Source organism: Desulfamplus magnetovallimortis (assembly GCF_900170035.1).
Taxonomy (GTDB): domain Bacteria; phylum Desulfobacterota; class Desulfobacteria; order Desulfobacterales; family Desulfobacteraceae; genus Desulfamplus; species Desulfamplus magnetovallimortis.
The window spans coordinates 19,627-41,265 of the sequence record NZ_LT828545.1; the positions used below are offsets into that span (position 1 = coordinate 19,627).

Here is a 21,639-nt window from a genome sequence, read left to right on the forward strand (position 1 = left end):
AACGGCGAAGCCGGGAAATTTTTTTTATAAAAATGAGATATGAGCTGATTTGTTTGGTTACTCAAAAACGACACCTGTGAGCTTTTGACCCTTGTCAATACTGTCTGAATCAGGATGCCCAGGATAACCAGGATTTACAGGATAAAAATCTTGAGCATCCTGTAAATCTCGGTTATCCTGATTCAGACAAATTCAATAATCAGATAAATTCAATAAATGCCAAAAAAACCAACAAGATGTCGATTTTGAGAGCTTATGGATAATGTGATGGAGAATAAAAACAGGAATAAAACAACATCAATCCGCTGGCACAAGCTTCTTGGCCGAATGCTTGAGGAACTTCTGACGCCTTTGAATATTACGGTGTTGACAGATATCTCTGTGATTATCACAGTAGCAATCCTATGCTTGACAGGCTTTTTTTGCTTGTCATCAATGAGTTATCAGATGCTCCCCATAACGATTTTGTGAAGTGCTTTTCAAGCAGAAAAAGGCAAAGGTGGCATGCATTCAAGCGAATAATAGAGTCTGGCCGGCAACGCATTTCCATTGCATTTCTTTATTTTATAAGCGGCATAATAAAACTTATGAACCGCAGGGAAAAGGAGAGTTTTATCATGGAACAACAAGAGATAACTCCTGATGTTGTCATGGAGATAGGAAAGGAACTTTACGAGGCAATGCTTGATGGTCTGAGCCTTGATGATTTTATGGAAAGATTCAGTGCTGAAGAGGTGCTTTCCAGATATGAGCCTGAAGAGGTGCTTTCAAGATACAAACCGGAAGTGGTGCTATCGAGGTACAAACCTGAAGAAGTGCTTTCCAGATATAAACCGGAAGATATTGAGGCATATCTGCAAAAATTGAAAAATCAAAAAGAGAACTGATACAGCCAAATCCTGGAAGGTAACAGATGTCGAGTCAGGAGGAGAAGAATAGATGAGAAGTGCAATGATTGTCTTCTTTTTTGTTTGTGCAGTTATATACGCCATGCCCGGAGTATGCATTGCTGCCGGTCACGCACTTTTGATTGGTGTAAATGGTTCTGAGGGGACAAATTTGAACATTGCTCTAAAAGGCCCTTCCCATGATGTGGCTGCCTTAAAAAAACTGCTTGTTGAGCATTACGCTTTCCATGACAAAAATATCATCGCTCTTACAGGAAAAAGTGCTCTAAGGGCAACTATCCTAAAGGAGCTTGTAAAATTAAAGGAGAGAGCCTCAAAAGGAGATAATATATTTCTGTTTTTCAGCGGGCATGGAAGCAGTCCCTGTGATTTATCCCTTAACCTTCCATCATCTATCCAGGATGGCTGGGGAACAGGGTCGCCCTTTACAGGAGGACTTTTGCCATACGATTTTGATGAGACACGACCTCTTGAAACAATGATCATGGGAAAAAGGGATCTGAGGCCAATTATTAGTGAATTGGATAAAAAATGTCATGTTTTTGCGGTGTTTGATGCATGTTATTCCCAGGATACAGTTCGTTCCCTTGAAAGTGAGAACAGGTCTGGAGTTGAAAACAGGTCATACTGCCGCGTAAAATACCGCAAGATTAAAATTCCTTCCTCTTCAAGAGGTTCAATGCTTGATGGAGATGAGGGGATTTCTCTTTCCCTTGAGCAGGGAGATATAAAAGATGATCATTTTGAAAATTCAGGGATATCTCCTTACAAAAACACAGTATATCTTGCCGCATCAGGGAGAAACGAAGAGGCTGAGGATATAACCAGCACACAGCCTCCCTTTGGTTTCATGACAGTTGACGGTAATCCCCACGGAGTACTCACAAACAGCCTTTTAAAAGCCCTTGCATACAAAAAAAATGATGCCAACGGAGACGGCAAAAACGGAATCAGTTATGGAGAGCTGTTTGAATATGTGAGAATGGATATACACAGAAACCATTTCCGGCAGACACCCCAGAGTCTTTTGCCGGAAAATCCTTCACTTCTTCTTGATACTCCGGTATTTAATACAGGCAATATTGCAACATCATCCCATCATAACGGTACAGGTAATGGTGAAAATTACCAGGAAGCTGCAATTCCAGATATTCATAGCATTTTAAGAATAAAGATTGAAAAGAGTGCAAGGGAGATCCTTGAGGATATTGAGTTGATAAAAAACATTGAACCTGTCCAAGATAAACCTGACATGATCGTCGTAAAAACAGGCACATTTTGGCAAATTGGTCTTCCCAGTGGAAGAATAGTCAAGGAGTATCCTGTTGCTGAAAAGGGGCGATTAATTAAAAGGATAGAGAGAGAGACTCTGCTGTATGCCCTTAAAAATCCTTCTTTTTTTAATCGAGGTATAACTGTTTATGCAAAGCTTCTCACCGATTCGGCAACTCTTGTATCAGGAGAATCAATTGGAATGGAGTGGCAGGCAGATCATAAATCACATATTTTTATAATCAATATTGATTCAGAAGGATTCATAAACGTATTGTATCCTTCAAAGGATAGCGAGTTTGAACCGCAGGCACCCAACGTGATTAAAAGGGTACCTTTTTTTGGCAGGGTTACTGAAAGTGGCATGGGATATGAACTTTTACAGGTGTACGCTTTCTTGGAAAAACCTTATGGTATGGAAAAATTCATGGATAAAAGCCTTGATCCAGTTGGGGATTCGGTTTTGTATGGTAATATGCTGAAGATGATCCGGCATGGCATGGAGGTTGGCCTTGCAAGAACAACCATCTATTTTCAGACCTGTGGTGAGTAGCAATAGATTCAATTTTTATTAATCAATTAAGAATATGAGCTAAAAACTGCTTGCTGCGAGTCTCTTTCGGATTTGTAAATATCTCTTCCGGCGGCCCCTGTTCAATCCATTTACCTCCATCCATGATAAGTACCCTATGGGCAACATCCCTTGCAAAATGCATCTCGTGGGTTACAGCAAGAATGGTCATCCCCTCTTCTGCAAGTCTCTCCATTACGTCAACAACCTCTCCTACAAGTTCGGGGTCAAGGGCAGATGTAGGTTCATCAAAAAGCATGACATCTGGCTTCATGGCAAGGCTTCGGGCAATGGCAACCCGCTGCTGCTGCCCTCCTGATAATCTTGATGGATGCTCGTCCTTTTTGTCAGAAAGACCCACCCACTCCAGAAGCTCCATGGCATACGGAATAGCTTCTGATTTGCTCTGTCCCAGTACAGTGACAGGCCCTTCAATGACATTTTCAAGGGCAGTCATGTGTGGAAAAAGATTAAATGATTGAAAGCACATTCCTGTTTTTTTCCGGATTTGAAGAATTTTGCTCTCTTCTTCCTTTGTTGCCTTTCCTGCATTTACAGTGAGGCCATCAACTGTGATGGTTCCGGCCGTAGGGGTTTCCAGAAAATTGATACATCGCAGTAGGGTGCTTTTTCCTGAACCTGAAGGACCCAGGATGACAGCTACCTCTCCTGCCTTGACTTCAAGGTCAATCCCCTGAAGAACATGGAGATTCTGACCAAATACCTTGTGCAGGTTTTTAATGCTGACCATTGTTTTCCGGCTCTCTTGACTGGTTGCTTTTTTAGGGTTCTCCATGACTTTATCCTTCTTTTTCAGAGTCAAAATACTCTCATCTTTATTCTATCAGGGGCTCCACAAGATCATCTTTTGTATTCAGGGGGGAGATCAGCTCATCCTCCTGTCACCCCTTGCCATGTAAGTCTCTATCCGTTCCTGTACATATTGCAGCAGCACGCACATTACCCAGTAAATAAGTGCAACCATGATTAGCATCTCCAGTGACTGGAAATAGCGCCTTCCGATTTTGATTGCCCGGTAGCTTAACTCCCACACTCCCATGAGTGAAACAAGGGAAGAGTCTTTTATCATGGCAATAAATTCATTGGAAATCGGGGGTATAATTACCCGAAGTGCCTGGGGAAAGATGATTCTTCTCATTGCCTGGCCATCTGTCATTCCAAGAGCTTTTGCAGCCTCCCTCTGGCCGATTGTGATGGATTGAATACCTGCACGTACAGTTTCTGTCATGTAAGCGCCGTAACAGACTCCAAGGGCAAGGATACCTGCTGGAATTGCCGGCAGGGTCAATAGACTCTGAATGCCAGGAACACCAAGCTCTTCAATGGCTTTGCCAAGCTGGGGAAGGGCAAGATACCACATATAAACCTGTACCAGAAGCGGTGTGCCCCTTATTAATGATACATATGCTGTTGCAAGGCTGTTTGCCACAGGATTGCTGGAGAGTCTTCCAAGTGCCCCTATAACGGACAGAATGCAGGCAAGGGAAATTGCAAGAAAGGATACAAGAAGTGTAAAACCCATTCCGGTGAGTATGAATCCAAGCCACTTGATCATAAATTTGAAATCGAGCTTTATTAGAATAAAAAGCCCAATTGCAAGGAGTGTTAATACAATAAATGAGATGAGCATATTTTTTCTGAAACGGGTTTCACGATCTGCAACCTGTTTTAAAATTGCCTGCGCTTCAGGAGGAATTGAACTCTTATTCATTTTTGATGAATTATCCATAGGTAGATGCCGTCCTTGGAGAGTTTGCAAAAGAAATCCCTTTGGAATTGATTTTTAATAACTTGCCCTTTTACATCACACCCCAGCCCCTCCTCATTACTGGAGAGGGGGGGAGTTTGGGTAAGTTGATTAAACCCAATTACTTTGCATTTTTTACAAAGGGATTTGTGGGTTCTATCTCTTGGGAATAAGGTCTGTTTCGTAAAACTGCATGGACAACTTTACAAGTGTACCATCAGCATACATTGAGTCAATAATTTCATTGAGTTTTGAAATAAGTGATTCGCTGTTTGCACGGCTTTTATCAAGTGCAACACTGAGAGGCTCATAGTACATTGGGTCTCCAAGCATTTTTATGGGACATCCTGAACCGCATCCTGCTTTTATTGATTGTGCAAGGGTTTGACGGGATGTGAATACAGCATCAAGACGGGCACCATCACCAAGGGAGAGATCTTCAATGTGATTGGCATCTGTGGGATATGTCTTCATATTTCCATCTTTTGGTTTCCATGCAAGGTATGTGATTTTTGTGTCTTCAATTTCAAGATCCTGCTGCAGAAAGCGCTCATTGGTTGTTTCTGATGCAACTCCGATAACCTTGTCGGCAAGATCATCAACGGTTTTAATTGTTGTGTTTTTGCTGTGAACTGCAAATTGAGCAGGGGAGCTATAATAAGGAATTGTGAACAGAAGGGCATTTTTTCTCTCTTTTGTAGGAGTCATGGAGCCAACTGAAATGTCCCATCTTTTTCCCCATTTTCCGGCTGTTATAAGATCCCAGTCAGGTGTTATGAATTCAGCTTTTACACCAAGGCGTTTTGCGATCTCCTTTGCTACACTGATGTCGAAACCTTCGAGTTCGCCTTTGTCATTGAGAAAGCTTTGGGGGGCATAGTTTGCATCTGTTGATACTTTGATAACTCCTGCTGCAAGAATTTCATCCAGAACGCTTTCGCCTGCAATTACAGGTTGCAGAGAGAAAATCAGCATTGCGATTATCACAAGTCCTGAAAGTAGATTTTTTTTCATTTTTTTCTCCTTAAAAATTGATTTTGGTGATAAACAGAGATGGTCGGATGAATCTCGTCCACTCCCGATTGTGAAAACAGGGTGATTTTCACGTTAGTAATTGGGTTTTATTAACTTACCCAAACTCCCCCTCGCAAGTCTGTAAAATGTGGCTGGGGGGCAAGGTGAATGGAGAAGTTATTAAAAATCAATTCCTTAAAAGAACATGGCTTCTATGCAGCCACCACTAAATATGGAAATTTGTATCAATTTCCATGGTAATGTGTAAAGAACTTTTCTGGGAGTGTATGAGGGAATGCCGAATCACAAATGATTTTCCTTATCAAATGCTTTAGAGAAGTGTCAAGGGAAATGTTATCACTGACAGGGTAACATATTGATAATGTTGGTTTCTTTTCATGCTCTTCCTCCACTCCATAAAAGCCTTGCCTTTAAAACATTATAGTAGCTATCTTTTTTAAAATTGATCATTTTCACAGGATGTTCTCCCCTTGTAACCATAATTTTGTCGCTGGGACCTATGGAAATCCCCTCTTGACCATCTAAGGTGAGCATGATATCGTCGGAGTCACCTTCAAGACAAAGTTCAATTGTGGATGAATCTGGAATTATAAGAGGGCGGTTGGTCAGGGTAAAAGGGCAGATGGGCGTCAGAATTATTCCCGGTACCATTGGGTGAATCACAGGGCCGCCGGCTGCAAGTGAGTAGGCAGTGGAGCCTGTAGGAGTCGCCACAATGAGGCCGTCAGCCTTGAATGTGGTAAGATATGAGCCATCTATGGATACTACGCAGTAAACCAGTCTGGAAAGCGCCCCTCGATTTAGTACAAGATCGTTTAGTACACTTGACGATGCAATCTCTTTATCCTCCCTGCTTACAGATACTTTAAGGCGCATTCTCTCTTCAATATGAAAACGGCCATCCAAAAGTGCCTGAACAGCATCATAAAGGCAGTTTTCCAGGGTTTCGGCAAGAAAGCCTACCTCTCCGAACTTGATTCCCATGAGAGGGATATCATGGCTGCCTATAAGGCGGGCTGCACTGAGAAATGTCCCGTCACCTCCGAGAACAATCATGCAGGAAATGGGTTTCGAAGGAAGTTTTTTTGAAAAACCGTCCGCATAAACCACGTTCACGCCCCTTTGTTGTAGCCATTGTGCAAGTTCATCGGCTTTTTGTCTGGCTTTTTCATCCTGCTTGACAAGCAAGGCTATATATTTTTTACTCATATTGGATTCATTCACTTTATCAATAAACTCCCATGATTGCCAAGGCTCAAAAGAGCATAGGCGTTGGCTTTGAATATAATTTAATATTCAAAATCGACACCTATGATCTTGTAAGCCTTGTCAACACTGTCTGAATCAGGATTCCCAAGATTAACAAGATAAGGCAAGATTTTCTATCCTGAGCATCCTATCCATCCTGGTTATCCTGGTTCAGACAACTGCAATAACTTCGGAAAAAGCAATAAGATGTCGATTTTGAGTTAATAGTATAGGAATTTCCATTTTTGGGAACAAAGAAGCCCGCCCGCAGGACGCTAAGTTCATAAATATTATCATCTTGAATCATTCAAATCAATCGCAATAACCGTTTCCAAATCAATTGCAATAACCTCTTCCAAATCAATCGCAATAACCTCTTCCAAATCAATCGCAATAACTTCTTCCAAATCAATTGCAATAACCTCTTCAGGAACCCCCATCATAAAAATGTTTGTAACTTGAAATGAAACATGCCGAATTTATTTGAATTTATATGTTTTTCCCTGTTTTTTCTTGACTCTGTGACCCTGTAACAGTATAAAACTTAAATTTAATGCACTTGAAAAATAAGGCATTTACTTCCTGCATGAACACCAGAGGATGTTGTCTTGTGCGTCCATGGAAGCCCCGTTTTATAAACCCAGTTTTTAATTTTTAAGGAGAGTATTCATGAAACAGATTAAAAAGATGTTTGTTTTTGCAGTAGTTGCCCTGTTTGTCATGGCCGGAACAGCCATGGCATCTGATACCATTAAACTTGGCGTTGCCGGTGCACACAGCGGTGATCTTGCATCCTATGGCCTTCCCTCTGTCAAGGCTGCTGAGCTTGTTGTAAAAAAAATAAATGATGCCGGCGGCGTACTTGGAAAACAGGTTGAACTTCTTGTTGAAGATGATGTCTGCAAGCCTGAAGTTGCCGGTAATACTGCCACCAAGCTTGTATCAGATGGTGCAAACGTGGTTATGGGACATATTTGCAGTGGTGCCACAAAGGCCGCTCTTGGCATCTACAAAGATGCAGGCATTGTTGTAATGTCTCCATCTGCTACAAACCCAGATTTGACACTTTCCGGTGAATACCCCAATTTTTTCAGAACAATCGCCCATGATGCCGTGCAGGCACAACTTCAGGTGAAATATGCTACAGAAGTTCTCAAGACTAAAAGTGTTGCGATTCTGCATGACAAAGGAGACTACGGAAAAGGACAGGCAGAGCTTGCCCAGAAATATTTTACAGAAGCTGGTGTAAAAGTTGTTCTTTTTGAAGGGGTAACTCCTGGTGCTGTTGATTACTCTGCAATTGTTACAAAGGTTAGAAAAGAGAAACCAGAACTTGTTGTGTGGGGTGGATATCATCCGGAAGCTTCCAAGATTGTCACTCTTATGCGTAAAAAGAGAATGGACACCCTTTTTATGGGCGGTGATGGCGTTAAAGATGATACCTTTATAAAGGTTGCAGGGGAGTATGCAGAGGGCGTTTATGCAACAGGCCCTATGGATATATCCATGAATCCACTTGCTGTTCAGGCAAAAAAAGAGCATCAAGATGCCTATGGTTCAGATCCTGGTGCGTTCTTTGACAATGCCTATGCTGCCACGCTTGCTCTTCTCAATGCCGTTGAAAAGGCTGCTTCAACCGATTATGACGCCATTGTTAAAGCTCTTCAAAATGAATATGTTGACACAACTCTCGGCAAGATCAAATTTGATGAAAAAGGTGATGCAACCGGTATTGGTTTCTCTGTTTACAGAGTACAGGGCGGTACATTTGTAGAGCAGAAATAAACTATCTGTGAAACCACTATCCTTGTTTTTTGATCTCCGGAGTGACGCAATGCTGTTGACTTAAGCCACCACCCAACTCAGATGAGATTGGAATCTTCAATGATTTCAGTAGCTCTCTTGCCTTTTAATACTTAAGGCAACAGCATTGCCGGAGTGACGGGGTATTGGAGAAAATTTATTCAAGTAAAACCATCAAGGGGCAAAACTTAAATGTTTAGCCCCTTTCCCTGCATAAAAATCCTTTCCTCAAATTTTTATAACGGTCATGGCAGACCTGTCTGCCACAACGAAGCATGAAACCCCAGAGAGCCTTAAAAGGCATGGACTTTCATATAACGTACATGGCTGATGACAGCCACAATCGAAGAGATGAAAGTCGTTTCAAAAACATCTATTTATTGAGACTTTCATATAAAACAGGCTCCAGAACAGGATTAAATATGGATTTAGAATATTTTTCACAACTTTTCTTCGGCGGGTTGACCCGCGGAAGCATATATGCCCTTATTGCCCTTGGATACACAATGGTTTACGGTATAATAGAACTTATAAATTTTGCACATGGTGAAATCTATATGATCGGAGCTTTTACAGCATTGATTGTATCCAGTGTTTTGACTCTTTTTGGTATGCCGGTTTTGGCTGTTGTGGTTCTGGCCGGTATGGCAGCAGTGGTTTACTCATGTTCATATGGCTATACCATGGAGAAAATTGCCTACAAGCCCCTGCGAAATGCTCCAAGGCTTTCTGCTCTAATAAGTGCCATAGGAATGTCCCTTTTCCTTCAGAATTACGTTCTTCTTGCCCAGACATCAGACTTTCTTCCATTTCCAAGTCTTATTCCCGATTTTGAGTTCTGGGAACCCTATGCCCATATCCTGACTTCCCCTGAGCTTGTGATTCTTATTACAACAGTTGTAGTAATGATCCTGTTGACATTTCTCATCAAGTTTACAAAAATCGGTAAGGCCATGAGGGCTACATCCCAGGACAAAATGATGGCTTCGCTTCTTGGCATTAATGTGGATCGGGTAATTTCCGTTACTTTTGTGGTTGGCTCTGCCACTGCTGCAATTGGAGGGATTCTTATCGCATCTCACATTGGTCAGATTAATTTTTACATGGGCTTTATTGCCGGTATAAAAGCTTTTGTTGCAGCGGTACTGGGTGGAATCGGAAGCATTCCGGGAGCAGTATTAGGATCACTTGTGCTTGGCTGGACGGAAAGTTTTTTTACAGGCTATATATCAAGTGACTATGAAGATGTATTTGCGTTCCTGTTTCTTGTTCTTATTCTTATTTTTAGACCATCGGGAATCCTCGGCAGATCCCAGGCTCAAAAGGTTTAGCATATGACAGTAAAAAATGAACTGATTAAATCAATTCTGGCATCCATATGGTTCATGTTTCTGACATTTCCCATCATGGTAATCAAGGTTAACACAGTTACAGATACTGTGGAGTGGCGTTGGTACAACATGGCTGTTGTGGGCATTGGTTCCTTCTTTATATCCATGCTGTGGCGTTATCTTATCAGGAAAAAGGAGGAGGGAAGCAAGAAGGAGAAAAAGGATACTGTCGGGCCTGTTCAAAGGATACTCCAGGATAAAAAATATTTCCTGCCAGGTATTGGAGCCGCTCTTCTCTTTACCATTTTTTTCCCCCATATTTTTTCCATGTACCAGACAAATATCATGATTTCGGCATTGATATATGTAATGCTGGGTCTGGGGCTTAATATCGTTATAGGGCTTGCAGGCCTTCTGGATCTTGGCTATGTGGCTTTTTTTGCAGTGGGAGCTTACTCCTATGCTCTTCTCAATCTCCACTATGGCGTAACCTTCTGGATAGCGCTGCCCCTTGGAGGACTTATTGCAGCTTTTTTTGGCATTATCCTTGGTTACCCTGTTTTGAGGCTCCGTGGAGACTATCTTGCAATTGTGACCCTTGGCTTTGGAGAGATTATCAGGCTTGTTCTGGAAAACTGGAATGAATTCTCATTTGGTCCAAGCGGTATAGCCAATATACCCAAACCTGGCTTTTTTGGTTTTGAGCTATCATTGCAGGCCACCACAACCTTTACTTTCTATATTATAGTGCTACTTGTTCTTTTTACCATTTTTGTGATAAACCGTCTTCAGAATTCAAGAATCGGCAGGGCATGGAGTGCTTTGAAGGATGACGAGGTAGCATGTCAGGCCATGGGAATTGACAAGGCCAAAACAAAGCTGAGAGCATTTGCCCTTGGTGCAACCTGGGCAGGTATGGGAGGCGTTGTATTTGCAGCTAAAACCACCTTTATAAATCCTGCAAGTTTTACAATATGGGAATCTGTTATAATTCTCTGTACAGTTGTGCTTGGCGGAATGGGATCAATTGCAGGCGTTATGTGCGGTGCTCTGCTGCTCATCCTTCTGCCTGAATATTTGAGAGATTTTGGTGAGTTCAGAATGATTACTTTTGGAACTGTGCTTGTTCTAATGATGGTATTCCGTCCAGGTGGAATCATTGAGAATGTCAGAAATACATATAAATTTGAAAAGTCCAGTCAATCATAAACTTTTCATGAACAATAAAGGGCTTCGATTTGAAAGGTGTTGCATTGTCATTGCATGATTGCAGGGTTACTCTCTTACGATTCTTCTTGTTTGACATAAGTATTTTTTACTTTTGGAGTCGCATCTAAGGACGCATAGAGTCATATGTAAAGACGCCTGGAGTCATATGTAAGTACGCCTGGAGTCATATGTAAGGATGTCTGGAGTCATATGTAAGGGTGCCCCTGCTTTTTTGTATTTGGCAAAACACTATTTTCAGATCAGTTAAGATTTTTTTATGAAACCAATTCTTGAAGTAAAAAATATGACAATGGATTTTGGGGGATTGCGAGCCATTGACAACCTTGATCTTTTTATTGACAAGGGAGAGATAGTGGCTCTGATTGGCCCCAATGGTGCAGGAAAGACAACTTTTTTTAACTGTATTACCGGAATCTATACCCCGACCTCCGGGGATGTTTTTATTGATCCAGATGGAGATGGTAAAAAAGAGCGAATCAACAACCTTAAACCCAATCTTGTCACAAGAAGGGGCCTTGCCAGAACTTTCCAGAATATTCGCCTTTTTTCCTCCATGACGGTTCTTGAAAATGTCATGATTGGATGCCATGCTGTTACAAAGGCCGGTATCCTTGGAGCCATTTTCAGAGGTCCTTCCACAAAGGCCGAGGAGAATCTTATAGTTGAGAAGAGCTATAATATTCTTGAAAAGATAGGTCTTGCAAAGTATGTCAATGAGCTTGCCGTCAACCTTCCGTATGGTGCCCAAAGACGCCTTGAAATTGCACGGGCCATGGCAACAGAGCCTTTTCTTCTGCTTCTTGATGAGCCCGCAGCCGGCATGAATCCCCAGGAGACCCTTGAGCTTGATGCTCTTATAATGAAGCTTCGGGACAATGAGGGAATTTCCATCCTTCTGATTGAACATGACATGAAGCTTGTCATGAGCCTTTCAGAGAGAATATATGTCGTGGATTACGGTAAAAAAATAGGGGAGGGGACACCGGAAGATATCAGGAGTAATCCTGTGGTTATCAAGGCATATCTTGGGGAGGAAATTGAAGAAGATGCTTAAAATACGAAATATTCAGGCTTTTTACGGTAACATTCAGGCTCTCAGGGATATTGAGATGGATGTCAGGGAGGGGGAGATCATCTCTCTAATAGGAGCCAATGGTGCCGGAAAATCCACCACACTAATGACGATATGCGGTGTGGTTCCTGCCCGGCATGGAGAGATTTTTTTTGACGGAAAAAACATAACCAATATGCCGCCTGACAAAATTGTGGCTTTGGGTATCAATCAGGTTCCCGAGGGAAGACATATTTTCCCATTTCTGACGGTTATGGAGAATCTTGACATGGGTACTTTTCTCAGAAATGATACTGATGAGATCAAAAAGGATCTTGAGTATATTTTTGAGCTTTTCCCAAGGCTTGCCGAGCGACGCAGTCAGGCCGGAGGCACATTGAGTGGTGGAGAACAGCAGATGCTTGCCATATCAAGGGCCATCATGACAAGGCCAAGGCTTCTGCTTCTGGACGAGCCATCACTTGGCCTTGCACCCATTGTCACAAGACAGATTTTCGATATTATCCGGAAAATAAATAAAGAGAACAATACAACCATTTTTCTGGTAGAGCAGAATGCCAATCTTGCCCTTCACATTGCAGACAGAGGATATGTCATGGAGAATGGTGCAATAACCATGACTGATACCGGCAAAAATCTTCTCTCCAATGAAGATGTTAAAAAAGCATACCTGGGAATCTGATTAGTCTCTTTTATAATTAAGTGCTTTTGTGATATCCACCAAAACTAACAGTGGTCGCTATATTTTCATAATAAAATACTTTTCTGGAAATCTGAATATATGCTGGGTGAGCTGGCAATAAAAAATTTTGCAATTATTGATGATCTGCGAATATCATTTTCAAATGGGCTTTCTGTACTTACAGGTGAAACAGGTGCAGGCAAGTCCATAATTATTGAGGCTGTTAACCTTCTTCTTGGGGGTAGAGCATCCACTGATCTTGTTAGAACTGGTGAAAAACAGGCCGAGCTTGAAGCTTTTTTTCCCATTGAGCCGGACTCAAGTGCTGCAAAAATTATGAGAGCCTACGATCTTGATCCGTTTGAAGGGTTGATGATACGCAGAATCATTGCAGTTAATGGCCGCCATCGGATCTTTGTCAACTCAAGGCAGTCAACAATACAGTTTTTGAAGCAGGTTACCCGAAATCTTGCTTCAATATCCAGCCAACATGCACATCAGGGGCTTCTCAATGAGGAGAATCATCTTGATATTCTGGATACATTTGCAGGAACACACACTCTTCGCAATACTGTTCAGGAGCTTTACGGGGAACTTCTTCCACTGCTCAAAAACATTTATGAATTAAAAGCAGGCATTGAAAAAGCCATTGAAGATAATGAGTTTATAAGATACCAGATTGATGAGATTGAATCTGCCCAACTTAAACCAGATGAAGATGAAGCACTTGAGACAGAGAGAAATCGTCTGAAAAACGGAACTGAAATATATGAGTCGCTTAATTCAGCAATGGATGAAATATATTCTAAGGATGGTTCCGTACTTGAGCGACTTGGAAAAATCAGGGCAGACTTTGAAAAGCACGGTGTTGTTGATAAGGCACTTTCTCGAATGGCTGAAACCCTGTCAAGATCCATGCTGGAACTTGAGGATTTTAACCATGAACTTCGTCGTCATTGTGACACAGTTGATCTGAACCCTGACATTCTTGAAGAGACTGAAGTAAGGCTTGATTTTATCCAGAAACTAAAAAGAAAATATGGCGGCCACAGTGCAACATTAGATGCTGTTTTTAAAAAGTACAAAGAGCTTAAATCCACCTTGTCAGGTACCGAAAACATGGCCGGACAGATTGAGCAGATGGAGGAAAAAGCAGAGGTATTATCTGCTGAAATTGGCAGAAAAGCCATTGAATTATCTGGTCAAAGGCAAAAAGCTGCACTTGAGCTTGCAACTCTTGCCGAAGGTGAACTTAAATCTCTTGAGATGGAAAATACACGTTTCAGGATCTCTGTAACTCAGGTCAAAAAGGAGACAAAGCCCGAAGATCCCCAGAAAGAGCTTTTCTTCGATCCCCTTGCATCACCTCTTTTAACTGTCAATGGGATGAAAATTTTTCAAAATGGCATTGACAGGGTCTCATTTCTTATGGCACCCAACTTAGGGGAGCAGCCAAGGCCGTTGAGTAGAATTGCCTCTGGTGGCGAGCTTTCAAGGGTGGTGCTTGCCCTCAAGGCAATTCTTACTGAAACCGAACCTGTGGGGACCCTTGTTTTTGATGAGGTGGATTCTGGTATTGGTGGTCGTACTGCCGACAAGGTTGGGATGAAGTTAAAACTGCTTTCAGAAAAGTATCAGCTTTTATGCATAACCCATCTTACACAGATAGCAAGGTATGGAACACACCATTACAGGATAGAGAAAAAGGTTATAAACAATCGCACATCCACAGTAATAACTCCATTGAAAGAGACAGGTGACCGCATTCGGGAAATTGCAAGGATGATGGGGGGTAGCAACATTTCACAAGCTACCCTTGACCATGCAGCAGAGATGCTTGAATGATTAAGTATTTTTACCGTGAAAATGGATATAAATTTTCATATTCGGGGGTGGCTGGATGACAGCCATGACCGTTTACCGTGAAAATAGATACAAATTTTCATATTCGGGGGTGACTGAATCACAGCCATGACCGTTTACCGTGAAAATGACTATCATTTTTATATTTGGGGATGATTGATACGCAATCAATCATGCCCGTTTACTTCTTTTGTATAGACTTCCAGAAAAATATTTTTCCATCTTAACTTTGAAGGGCAACCACATAGGGTTGCCCCTACGTTGTGCTTGCAAATTTAATTATATGGAGAACTATAGTTTTCCAAGCGTACTTCATATCATCCCAAAAATATACTATTCCAGATAATTACTCAAAATCGACAGATTAGTAATAGGGTTTAATTAACTTACCCAAACTCCCCTCTCCAGTCATGGAGAAGGGGTTGGGGGTTAGGTGAATGGGCAAGTTATTTACTCAAAAACGACACCTATGACCTTATGAGCCTTGTTAATACTGTCTGAATCAGGATGCCCAGGATAACCAGGATTTACAGGATAAAAATCTTGAGCATCCTGTAAATCCTGGTTATCCTGATTCAGACAAATGCAATAAATGCCAAAAAAGCCAACAAGATGTCGATTTTGAGTATTTAAAATCAATTCCTTATTGCTTTTTCAGAAGTTAGTAAGTTAAAACACAAGGGTTAGGATAACTTCATTGCATGTTCTGCCATGGCATCCACAATTTCAGACCAGTATCTATTCAGTTGCGGCATGTCATGTCCCATGCCTTTTATGATTTTAAGCTTTGAATCCGGCAGGGCTTCTGCTGTTGCCTTTCCTGCGGCCATAGGAATCATGGGGTCTTCATCACCATGTATGACAAGGGCAGGAACATTTACCTTGCCCAGAGATGATCCTCGGTCTTTCTGACTGAGGATGGCAAGATATTGTCTTATAACCCCATCTGGATAAAAAGATCTGTCATATGCTTCACAAGCCAGATTGCGAAGATACTCCTCATCAAGAGGTATTTTTTTACCGGAGATCAATGTCAGATATTTTATGCTGTGTTCAATGTATGCGCTTCGTTCTGCAGGTGCAGGGTTCATCATGAACTCCATGACCTCCTGTGAAGGCATAAATTCCCTTCTGTTGCCAGGTGAGCTGTATATGGAAATCAGACTTAAGAGCCTATCAGTATAATTTATGGCAACGGTCTGGGCAATAAAGCCCCCCATGGACATGCCGCATATATGGGCTTTCTCTATTTTCAGAAAATCAAGAAGGCCCACTGCATCCTCTGCCATATTTTCAATGCTATAGGGGACTTCCACACCCATTCCCATAAAAAGCCTTCCCGCTTTCTCCATTGCTTCTGACATTGTAATTCCTGTTATTTTTGTTGAAAATCCTGAATCACGATTATCATAGCGAATAACGTGCAATCCCTTTTCTGCTATTTTTTCACATAATTCCTTTTGCCAGTGAATCATTTGACACCCAAGGCCGGTAATTAAAAGCAGTGTCGGAGAAGAGGGGTTTCCAAAGGTCTCAAACTCAATTTGCATGCCGTTGATATTTGCTGTTGTCATCTTTTTTCCTTTTTTGTGTGTATAATTTGGCATCTTTCATTTGTCGGATTACACTTTTTTTGAACCATGATTTTCATGATTAAGGGATTACCTTGATTTTTAATCGTGTCAAAACTTAAATCCTTTAATCATGGTTCAGAATTTTTCCAAACGTGTAAACTAATTTTGAGTTGATATGAAGGATGTCTATAATTTTTTAGATAATAAAAATTGTAATTGTATTGTGGGGGGGCAGACGTTAAAACCAAACCCTCTTTCGGGTTCTGATTTCTAAAATCTGCAAATCGTGTCTGTTATTTTTTTCATGGGTTTAAGTCGATTAATTTCAATTGATACGGAACGTATATGTTCATTGTCTTTAAGTACCACAACACATTCTCCGTTGCCTTTACCGAGAGCAAGGTAATCAATTAGTCTGATATCTTTGCAGTTGACAAATTTTTTTCTTTCAGGCCAGAAGTATAAGTGTATTCCATTATTATCTGTATCAAGACGGTAAAAATTATCAGGGTATGCAATAAAAGAAAAAATAATCATAACAATGCAGGCTGCAATAATTCCCATCAGTGGATATGAATCTCCGCTTGAAAGATCGGATCTCCTGAAGTCAGGGTCAATACAGGCTCTCCAGACAATGTAAGAGAAACATCCCCCGATGAAGAGGAGGAAGAGAGAGTTTTTTATTACATCCGTGGAAGAACAAAAGTGCAATGATTCCATTATAAAGTTTCATCCCCCAAATTACTCTTTTTTTAATATCACGTTCATGGCAGATGGGGCTGCCATGGCCCTTTATATGAAAGTCTCGGTAACATCCTGTTTTTAAAACGACTTTCATCTCTTCGATTGTGGCGGTCATCAGCCATGTTGGTTATTATGAAATATCACTTTATCGTGAAAATGGCTCTCGCTTTAATGGTCTCGTGAGTCATATGTTCTCGATTTTATAACTACATATAGTGCTTCATTAAACTAAAACGGCGCATATATGGTATGCCAAACGAGAACTTACAACTCTTGAGTAATGGTCAAGGAGGCATTAAATTCGGCTATTAAAGAAGGTTTACTATTTTCAATATCCCTGAATAATGAGAAAGTGTAAAGTGATTTTTGATTGATATGAATAACGTATTATTTGTAATAAGAACCTTAAAAATAGCAGGATAATGAGATGGATAAAGAGAAAAAAAGATGTTTTTGAGAAAAAGATGGTTGATATATTGAATCATGGGGCATTGAATCTTGCAATGTCTTTTGGTTATAGAATGGGTCTTTTTGCTGTAATGGAAGAGGCCGGAAAGCCATTGACACCCCTTGAAATTGCAGAAAAAGCAGGAGTTTCAGAAAGATATGTCCGAGAGTGGCTCGGCATCATGTGTACAGGAAGCATTGTTGATATAACTCATGAAGAAAATAGTCACCCACTCTATCATCTTCCTCCGGAGCACTCCTTCTTTTTAACAGGAAGAGAGGGCAACTCAAATATGTGCGTATATACACAGGAGATACCACTTTTAACAGAGATTGTCATGGAGCGTATTGCTGAAGATTTTAAAAGGGGAGAAGGTGTGCCATTTTCTGCTTATCCAAGGTTTCAGGAGTTTATGGCCGAACTATCCCATGCAAAACATCGAAGCACTCTGATTCAGAAATTTATTCCGACTGTTGATGATGGCAAATTGGCTGATCGGCTCAAAAGCGGCATAAAGGTGTGTGATCTGGGATGTGGACAGGGAGTTGCACTCCATCTTATGGCATCTGCTTTTCCAGAATCTTTTTTTACCGGCATTGATAACCATTCAGAGGCAATTGAGGCAGCACGTTCACAAGGCAGACAGCAGGGGCTTGATAACATAGAATTTATACTTATTGATGCTGCCACCATCAAGGATAAAGACGAGTTGTCACAGAAGTTTGATTATGTTGTTGCCTTTGATTCCATTCATGACCAGACAAGGCCGCTTCAGGCATTGCAGGGGGTAAAACATATGCTGGTACCTGGAGGGCTTTTTTCCATGGTTGATATTGATGCCAGTAGCGATCATGCCGGAAATATTGCCCACTCAATGGCTCCTTTTCTTTATACAGTCAGTCTGATGCACTGTATGCCGGTGGGACTTTGGGAAAATGGAGCAGGGCTTGGCATGATGTGGGGAAGGGAGAAGGCCATTGAACTGCTTTCCCTGGCAGGTTTTGATAAAATAGAGACCCCTGATATGGATTTTGATCCTTTTAATGTGCATTATCTGTGCAGGGTTTGATGGGGTGTATTATCTGACGATCATGTAATTTTATATTCTCAAAATCGACACCTATGATCTTGTAAGCCTTGTCAACACTGTCTGAATCAGGATTCCCAAGATTAACAAAGATAAGTAAGGATTATCTATCCTGAGCATCCTATCCATCCTGGTTATCCTGGTTCAGACAACTGCAATAACTTCGGAAAAAGCAATAAAATGTCGATTTTGAGTATATTCATAATAAGGGTTGTGATTATCAATGGCTTTTAAAAAAAATGCTGAAATCGTTTATAAGACCATAACTCTTTTGCTTGATATTGAGGAAAACTCTCCCAGGGACTTTTACGATGTGATTTCCTGGCTTCAGGATATTTATCAGGAGATAAATAGCTCTATAGGGCAATCAACATTAATGGGAAGTCAGGCTATTAAATCATCCAGTTCTGTTGAGAATGTTGTCTCACCCCATGATTTTTTGGCTCTCAAATTCAGGGATCCTGAACTTGGACGAAGGATTATTATCACTCTTATGGAAATTGAGGCAAGGGACAGATGTGTTATCGGCTCTGTTTTTGAGATGGTTAAAGGCATATCTGGTAGAAGTGGGATCATGAGAAAAGATGTGCAGTATGCTGAAATTGTACCATTTCCAAAGTAAGAACGATCTTTTAAAAGTGAAAATTGGTCATGAAGCATGCCCCATGAATAGCTCATTATGATCTATTGCTCTTGCAAGGTTTGATTGTCGGGTAAAACGCTTTAAATATTTGAAATATCTAAAAAAATACCCGACGTTTTAAACTTGAAGAAAGACTATTGCAGCAATTGATCAATGATACTATTTAGCTGGCCGATCATTCCGGAATAAAAATGATCACATCCCTTGATAATCTCAAAATGTTCTGTTTGCCATTTTTCTATATGATTTTTTATATCTGGAAGCTTTGCATACTCATCTTTGTCACCGCAAATAACAAAGCTGTCGCACGAGAATCCATTTATTTTGGTAAAATCCATGAAACTTACCGGAGGGGATACAAGTAACTGGTGAATAAGGCCGTTGAGAATTGTCTCTGTATGTGCATTGACCCAGGAACCGAATGAGTAGCCTGCAAGCGCAATGTCTGCAAAACCTCGACCTTTAATGAAATCATAGGCTGCTATGACATCATTGCACAGATCATTGAATGTGTCATAATTGCCCGTGCTGCCTCCGGTTCCACGGAAGTTAAACCGGAGCGTGGCATATCCTTTGGACTGATATGCTTGTTCAATGGCCATTACAACGCTGTTATGCATGTTGCCGCCATACTCAGGATGGGGATGGGTTATAATTGCACCAAAATTACTGTCTGATGTTTTAAAAACGCCTTCAAGTCGTATGTCATTGAGTTCAATAATTATTTTTTCTGTCATTTTTCTATTCATGTTTGTTTGTGTAAACGGGCATGATTGCGTGCCAATCACTTCGAAATATAAGAAACAAAAAACCCCTGACAATTTAATATCGTCAGGGGTTTTTAACCGATATGAAAATATCGGGAATATTTTGTGGTAGCGATGCAGGGACTTGAACCCCGGACTCTGCGGATATGAGCCGCATGCTCTAACCAACTGAGCTACATCGCCAAAAAACCCAGACTTTATATAATTTTATTTTCATGCTGTCAATAGTTGTTTTGTTTTTTATCTGGGATTCGTTCAAATTGCCTAAACTTTTATTATTGTCTGGGTCAAGAATCCAAAATTGTGTGACTTTACTTTTGTCTTTTATCTATAAAAATTCCTGACTCTATTTTTTGTCTGATACTCTCTCAAATTGTGTGACAGTCATTGTAAATGTTTCGAGATTATCGGGAAAATCTGAAAATACCAGCATAAAAGGAATTGTTTTGCTGGGATTGACATGGGATTTCGTACCGATTGCAGCGTCTGTTCTTGTAAGAAGGTCTGTAATTGCTTTTGTATCAAGGGTTTTAAGCTTTTCTTCTGAAATAATATTTCCGCATAATATTGATGTGGTTTTGATTTTCTTTTTCTCCTTAGAAAGGAGGGTTCCTTCAAGTTTGATATTTTTGCACATAACATTTGATTGATTAAACACTTCGCCACTTATTACAAACAGTGTGCCTGAAGAGCTGTTAACAAGAAATTTAGATGTGATGCTCTTTTTAATTGCAGTAAGTTTCACAGGTTCCGGAGCAGGTGGTTTGATGTATTTATCAATGTAGGGAATGCTGATATTGGAGATGTAGGGAATTTCAACTCCTGTCATAATTGCACCAGCGTATCCTGCAATGGCAACTATAAATAAAAAGAGGGTCATTACAATAAGTTTTGCAGCACCTGAAAATCTTGGTTTTGATGGTTGATCATTCTCATAGATAAGTCCCGGACGATTTTCAGATAATGTTCTGTTGTCAGGCGTGAAGTCAGATAACAGATCGCTTTCAGAAAGTGTCTCTGAAGAGTCTTTTTCCGAATCATCTTCAATTTCATCTGATTCACTATAAGTGCTTTTTTTCTCAAGAGATGGGGCGTAATCAATATCATCATCATGGTTACTTTGTGTAAAGTCAGTATCGTATTCTAAATCATTATCCATGGAAAAATCAAGATCCATGGCTGTACTGCTTTCAACCTTAATACTGTCTTCATCATGGCCAGATGGAGCCATGGCCTTATCCATAACAGAAAAATCCAGATCAAGATCAGAGTCATCTTCAAGAATTTCAAGTGTCTCTTCCATGCTTTCATCTGGTTTTGCATCAAATGAAAAATCCAGGTCAAGATCAGAACTGTCGCCTTTTTTATTATCATCAGAAGCTGACGGAATATCGTCAATGGAAAAATCAAAATCCATATTATCCATATTGCTCTTTGAAGAAGAACCAGATTGTGAATCATCTATATCTGTTGAGAAGTCCAGATCAAGTTCATTGCCATTTTCCGTATCAACTTCAATGTTTTGCTGATTCTTTTTATTTAATTGTGGTGTTGGTTCGTCTATGGAGAAATCAAGCTCAAGCTCATCACCCT

At 40.7% G+C, this 21,639-nt stretch carries 19 protein-coding genes and 1 tRNA gene; 10 read left to right on the plus strand and 10 right to left on the minus strand.

The genetic code is table 11. From position 1 onward, the window contains the following. Positions 1 to 404: 404 nt before the first annotated feature. Positions 405 to 887, plus strand: coding sequence for a hypothetical protein (locus tag MTBBW1_RS11830; RefSeq protein ID WP_080803860.1), 483 nt, complete (start codon positions 405 to 407; stop codon positions 885 to 887). Between the two features lie 52 nt (positions 888 to 939). Beyond that, positions 940 to 2,733 carry a caspase family protein gene (locus MTBBW1_RS11835; RefSeq protein WP_080803863.1) on the plus strand — a complete coding sequence of 598 codons (1,794 nt, stop codon included), beginning with the start codon at positions 940 to 942 and terminating at the stop codon, positions 2,731 to 2,733. 22 nt (positions 2,734 to 2,755) lie between these two features. Here the strand turns inward: MTBBW1_RS11835 and MTBBW1_RS11840 are convergent, their stop codons facing one another. From MTBBW1_RS11840 to MTBBW1_RS28345, 5 genes are all read right to left on the minus strand, one after another. Beyond that, positions 2,756 to 3,547: an amino acid ABC transporter ATP-binding protein gene (locus tag MTBBW1_RS11840; protein WP_425430009.1), complete on the minus strand. Its 792-nt coding sequence runs from the start codon at positions 3,545 to 3,547 to the stop codon at positions 2,756 to 2,758. A 90-nt stretch (positions 3,548 to 3,637) separates the two neighbouring features. Next, complete coding sequence (locus MTBBW1_RS11845) at positions 3,638 to 4,483, minus strand: amino acid ABC transporter permease (RefSeq protein ID WP_186441232.1); 846 nt, start codon at positions 4,481 to 4,483, stop codon at positions 3,638 to 3,640. Between the two features lie 192 nt (positions 4,484 to 4,675). Next, on the minus strand, positions 4,676 to 5,533 hold the full coding sequence (locus MTBBW1_RS11850; protein WP_080803868.1) for a transporter substrate-binding domain-containing protein: 858 nt from the start codon (positions 5,531 to 5,533) through the stop codon (positions 4,676 to 4,678). A gap of 396 nt (positions 5,534 to 5,929) precedes the next feature. After that, the gene (locus tag MTBBW1_RS11855) at positions 5,930 to 6,763 is read right to left on the minus strand and encodes an NAD(+)/NADH kinase (protein ID WP_080803871.1); all 834 of its coding nucleotides are present in this window, start codon (positions 6,761 to 6,763) and stop codon (positions 5,930 to 5,932) included. Positions 6,764 to 7,095: 332 nt separating this feature from the next. After that, positions 7,096 to 7,245: a hypothetical protein gene (locus MTBBW1_RS28345; RefSeq protein ID WP_186441233.1), complete on the minus strand. Its 150-nt coding sequence runs from the start codon at positions 7,243 to 7,245 to the stop codon at positions 7,096 to 7,098. Positions 7,246 to 7,471: 226 nt separating this feature from the next. On the opposite strand from MTBBW1_RS28345, the gene MTBBW1_RS11860 reads away from it, so the two are divergent. The 6 genes from MTBBW1_RS11860 (at position 7,472) to recN (ending at position 14,765) form a co-directional block, all read left to right on the plus strand. After that, positions 7,472 to 8,587, plus strand: a complete 1,116-nt coding sequence (locus MTBBW1_RS11860) for a branched-chain amino acid ABC transporter substrate-binding protein (RefSeq protein WP_080803874.1) — start codon at positions 7,472 to 7,474, stop codon at positions 8,585 to 8,587. A gap of 440 nt (positions 8,588 to 9,027) precedes the next feature. Further along, positions 9,028 to 9,936: a branched-chain amino acid ABC transporter permease gene (locus MTBBW1_RS11865; RefSeq protein WP_080804180.1), complete on the plus strand. Its 909-nt coding sequence runs from the start codon at positions 9,028 to 9,030 to the stop codon at positions 9,934 to 9,936. Positions 9,937 to 9,939: 3 nt separating this feature from the next. Next, positions 9,940 to 11,145 carry a high-affinity branched-chain amino acid ABC transporter permease LivM gene (gene livM, locus MTBBW1_RS11870; protein WP_080803877.1) on the plus strand — a complete coding sequence of 402 codons (1,206 nt, stop codon included), beginning with the start codon at positions 9,940 to 9,942 and terminating at the stop codon, positions 11,143 to 11,145. 277 nt (positions 11,146 to 11,422) lie between these two features. Next, positions 11,423 to 12,220, plus strand: coding sequence for an ABC transporter ATP-binding protein (locus MTBBW1_RS11875; RefSeq protein ID WP_080803880.1), 798 nt, complete (start codon positions 11,423 to 11,425; stop codon positions 12,218 to 12,220). After that, positions 12,213 to 12,920: an ABC transporter ATP-binding protein gene (locus MTBBW1_RS11880; RefSeq protein ID WP_080803883.1), complete on the plus strand. Its 708-nt coding sequence runs from the start codon at positions 12,213 to 12,215 to the stop codon at positions 12,918 to 12,920. The genes MTBBW1_RS11875 and MTBBW1_RS11880 overlap by 8 nt, the downstream gene beginning before the upstream one ends. A gap of 99 nt (positions 12,921 to 13,019) precedes the next feature. Further along, positions 13,020 to 14,765 (plus strand): DNA repair protein RecN, encoded by a 1,746-nt coding sequence (gene recN / locus MTBBW1_RS11885; protein ID WP_080803887.1) that lies wholly within the window; start codon positions 13,020 to 13,022, stop codon positions 14,763 to 14,765. A gap of 701 nt (positions 14,766 to 15,466) precedes the next feature. Here the strand turns inward: recN and MTBBW1_RS11895 are convergent. Together MTBBW1_RS11895 and MTBBW1_RS11900 are read right to left on the minus strand one after the other, a co-directional pair. Then, a complete protein-coding gene (locus MTBBW1_RS11895; RefSeq protein ID WP_186441234.1) occupies positions 15,467 to 16,357 on the minus strand; it encodes an alpha/beta fold hydrolase in 891 nt (296 codons plus the stop codon). Between the two features lie 270 nt (positions 16,358 to 16,627). Further along, positions 16,628 to 17,077 carry a hypothetical protein gene (locus MTBBW1_RS11900; RefSeq protein WP_139786751.1) on the minus strand — a complete coding sequence of 150 codons (450 nt, stop codon included), beginning with the start codon at positions 17,075 to 17,077 and terminating at the stop codon, positions 16,628 to 16,630. 446 nt (positions 17,078 to 17,523) lie between these two features. On the opposite strand from MTBBW1_RS11900, the gene MTBBW1_RS11905 reads away from it, so the two are divergent. Both MTBBW1_RS11905 and MTBBW1_RS11910 read left to right on the plus strand, forming a co-directional pair. After that, positions 17,524 to 18,618 carry a class I SAM-dependent methyltransferase gene (locus tag MTBBW1_RS11905; protein WP_080803901.1) on the plus strand — a complete coding sequence of 365 codons (1,095 nt, stop codon included), beginning with the start codon at positions 17,524 to 17,526 and terminating at the stop codon, positions 18,616 to 18,618. Positions 18,619 to 18,859: 241 nt separating this feature from the next. Further along, entirely contained in the window at positions 18,860 to 19,258 is a 399-nt protein-coding gene (locus MTBBW1_RS11910; RefSeq protein WP_080803904.1) for a hypothetical protein, read from the plus strand. 155 nt (positions 19,259 to 19,413) lie between these two features. On the opposite strand, the gene MTBBW1_RS11915 is transcribed toward MTBBW1_RS11910, so the two are convergent. From MTBBW1_RS11915 to MTBBW1_RS11925, 3 genes are all read right to left on the minus strand, one after another. After that, positions 19,414 to 20,016 carry an alpha/beta hydrolase gene (locus MTBBW1_RS11915; protein WP_080803908.1) on the minus strand — a complete coding sequence of 201 codons (603 nt, stop codon included), beginning with the start codon at positions 20,014 to 20,016 and terminating at the stop codon, positions 19,414 to 19,416. A gap of 136 nt (positions 20,017 to 20,152) precedes the next feature. Further along, a tRNA-Met gene (locus tag MTBBW1_RS11920) sits at positions 20,153 to 20,229 on the minus strand. Positions 20,230 to 20,392: 163 nt separating this feature from the next. After that, the coding region (locus MTBBW1_RS11925) for a hypothetical protein (protein WP_080803911.1) at positions 20,393 to 21,639 on the minus strand (1,247 nt) is incomplete at its 5' end.